The organism is Stenotrophomonas sp. 05L44_2 (assembly GCF_056665995.1).
In genome coordinates, this window is sequence record NZ_JBFTNR010000575.1 from 1 (window position 1) to 2,730 (window position 2,730).

2 protein-coding genes are annotated in these 2,730 nt (G+C 64.4%); both read right to left on the reverse strand.

Annotated features, from left to right (window positions below):
* Positions 1-153 precede the first annotated feature (153 nt).
* Complete coding sequence (locus tag AC1VAN_RS17630) at positions 154-1,671, reverse strand: MFS transporter (protein WP_320488652.1); 1,518 nt, start codon at positions 1,669-1,671, stop codon at positions 154-156.
* Positions 1,672-1,697: 26 nt separating this feature from the next.
* Entirely contained in the window at positions 1,698-2,444 is a 747-nt protein-coding gene (locus AC1VAN_RS17635) for a glucose 1-dehydrogenase (protein ID WP_241877709.1), read from the reverse strand.
* Positions 2,445-2,730: the final 286 nt, after the last annotated feature.

Sequence of the window (2,730 nt, forward strand, 5' to 3'; positions counted from 1 at the left end):
GCATGTAGACCGCCAGCGGGATCGCGGGGAGGCTGCCCAGCGTGTGGAGCCAACCGATTGGAGATATGCCCATGAGGAGTTCCTTGCTGAAGTTGGGTGAGTCTACCTATTAGTAGGTAGATAACGCAATGGAGTGGCATCGGATGGACGGGTTCATGCCGACCGATGGGTGGTTTGCACCGGGAGCGTCCGGTTTGCGGGCGGCGTCGTTGTCTGGGGTCGCTGCGCCACGGGCGACTCGTTTGCTGAGCCCGGCGTCCCCCTCATGGTGGTCACCGCCAGCCTCCTGCTGAGAACGGCGGCGATGGCCATGGCGCTGGCGATCATGAGACAGGCGGCCGCGAAGCCGGATGCCACGTCTTCGACGCCTGCTCCATCCGGCGCGAGCGAGAAGAAGACACCGCCCACCAAGGCGACGGAGAGCGCAGCGCCCAGCTGCATTGCTGCGCTGACCATGCCGGCCGCCAAGCCTGCCCAGCGTGGCTCCACGAGATCGACGTTCAGTCGCACCAGCGCCGGCAGCGCGATGCCCTGTCCGATCCCAACCACCAGCAGAGGAAGCGGAAGCCAGGACGGTCGGCCGATCGCCACCGCACCGGCCGCCAGCACCAGGCCGAGGGCTTCCAGACTCATGCCGAAGGTCGCTGCGCTCGAACCCAGCCAACGCGAAAGACGAATGCCGCACGTCGGCCCCAGCAGTTGTCCGATACCGAGTGGAAGAATCGCCAAGCCCGCTGCGAGCGCACCGCGACCCAGCCCGGCTTGTTGGTACACCGCGAACGTCAGGAAGAACGCCGCCAAGGCATACAGCATGACCGCCGCCAGCAGACCAAGAGCCAATCCACGGGTTGCCGAGATGACCGAGGGCGGAACCAGCGTCGACGCAGCCAAGCGCTCCCGGTGCTTCTCGTAGCGCCAGAACAGGGCCAGGAGTGCTGGGCTCATTGCCAGCATGCCCAGGCTCCACAACGGCCACCCGTGTTCGCGACCTTCGATCAGCGGAACCACCAGCGCCAGCACGCCCAGTGCCAGCAGGATCGCACCGCCGAAATCCATGCCGCCCGCTTCCTCACCGCGGGTTTCGCGCACCAGGATCAACGCGGCCGGAATGGCCAGGGCGATGACCGGAAGATTGATCAGGAAGACGCTACGCCAGCCCATATCCCAGAGATCAGCGGATACCAGCAGCCCACCCAGCAGCTGTCCGCCGACGGAGGCCAATCCGAATGTCGCCCCGTAAAGACCGAGCGCTCGACCCTTCTCGCTCGCTGGAAACAGCGCGTGGATGGACGCCAAGGACTGCGGTGCCATGACCGCGGCCGAGATGCCCTGCAGCAATCTGCCGAAGATGAGCACACTTGGCGACGTTGCGAATCCACATAGAGCCGACGCCAGCCCAAACCCGAACATGCCGGCCACGAAGGTACGCCGGCGTCCATAGAGATCGCCCAGGCGACCGCCCAGGATGAGGGTGACGGCGTAGGCCATCGCATAGACCGACACGACCAGCTGCGCGACGTCGGCCGATGCCTGCAGGTCGGCGCGGATGCTCGGCAAGGTGACGTTGACGATGAAAAAATCAAGCGGAGGCAGCAGCGTGCCGGACAGGAGCACGGCCAAGGCGGGCCAGCGGCGCGGGTCCGGTGCGTTCGGATTCGGATAGATGCTCAAGAGGTTCATCCTCGGAACGCCGCGGATCAGCGCATGCCGCCCGAGCCGATGATGTGTTCGCCCGTGACCCAGCCCGCGTCGTCCGACGCAAGAAAGGAGACGATCGACGCGATGTCCGTCACCTGGCCGATCCGGCCGAGCGGCGTCTGCTGCTCGTTCCAGGCCTGGAACTCCGAGCCCATCACGCCGTTGGCGTGCGTACCGTCGGTCTCGATCAGGCCGGGGTTCACCGCGTTGACGCGGATTCCCCGTGGACCCAGTTCCCGCGAGAGAACGCCGGTGATGGCGTCGATAGCCCCTTTCGTTCCACTGTAGATCGCGCTTTGCGTGGGCAGAATCCGGGTGACGAAGGAACTGACGTTGATGATGCTCCCGCCTTCGCCCAAGAAAGGTACGGCGGCTGCCGTGACGAGCAGCGACCCGAGTACATTGAGGTCGAACTGCTGGCGATACAGATCCTCGGTGGTGTCCTCGATCTTTGCGAACTGATAGATGCCGGCGTTGTTGACCACGACATCTAGCCGACCGAAATGGTCGACGGCCGTCTGGATGAGCGCATCCACCTCCGTCTTGCTGCGGACATCGGCGCGCACCGCTACAGCGGTCCCGCCGGCGCCTTCAATCTCGCCAACCACCCTATCTGCCTCGTGCGCGCTCGAGGCGTAGTTCACGATCACCTTGGCGCCATCACTCGCCAGCCGACGGGCGATGCCGGCACCAATACCTTTAGATGCGCCCGTAACCAGGGCGACTTTCCCGTTCAACTTGCTCATGTCGTTCAACTCCAGATGAGGCTGACCCGGTATGGGCCAACCTGCCAGGGATGGCGTGTACCCGCCCACCGAGATCTCCCGAAGTACGCCGGGGTCGCCTGCGGGTCGGACCRCAGACGCCAGACCATCAGTGCTGGGGTGAGYATGGTGAAGTCGACAGGATTGTTTGTGGACTGCCATTCCTGCATATTGCGCGTACATTTTTGAACGGGTAATCGCGGGATGGAATGGAGTGATATCCGGATATTCCTCGCGGTCGTCCGCGGCAGATCGCTCGGCGAGGCGG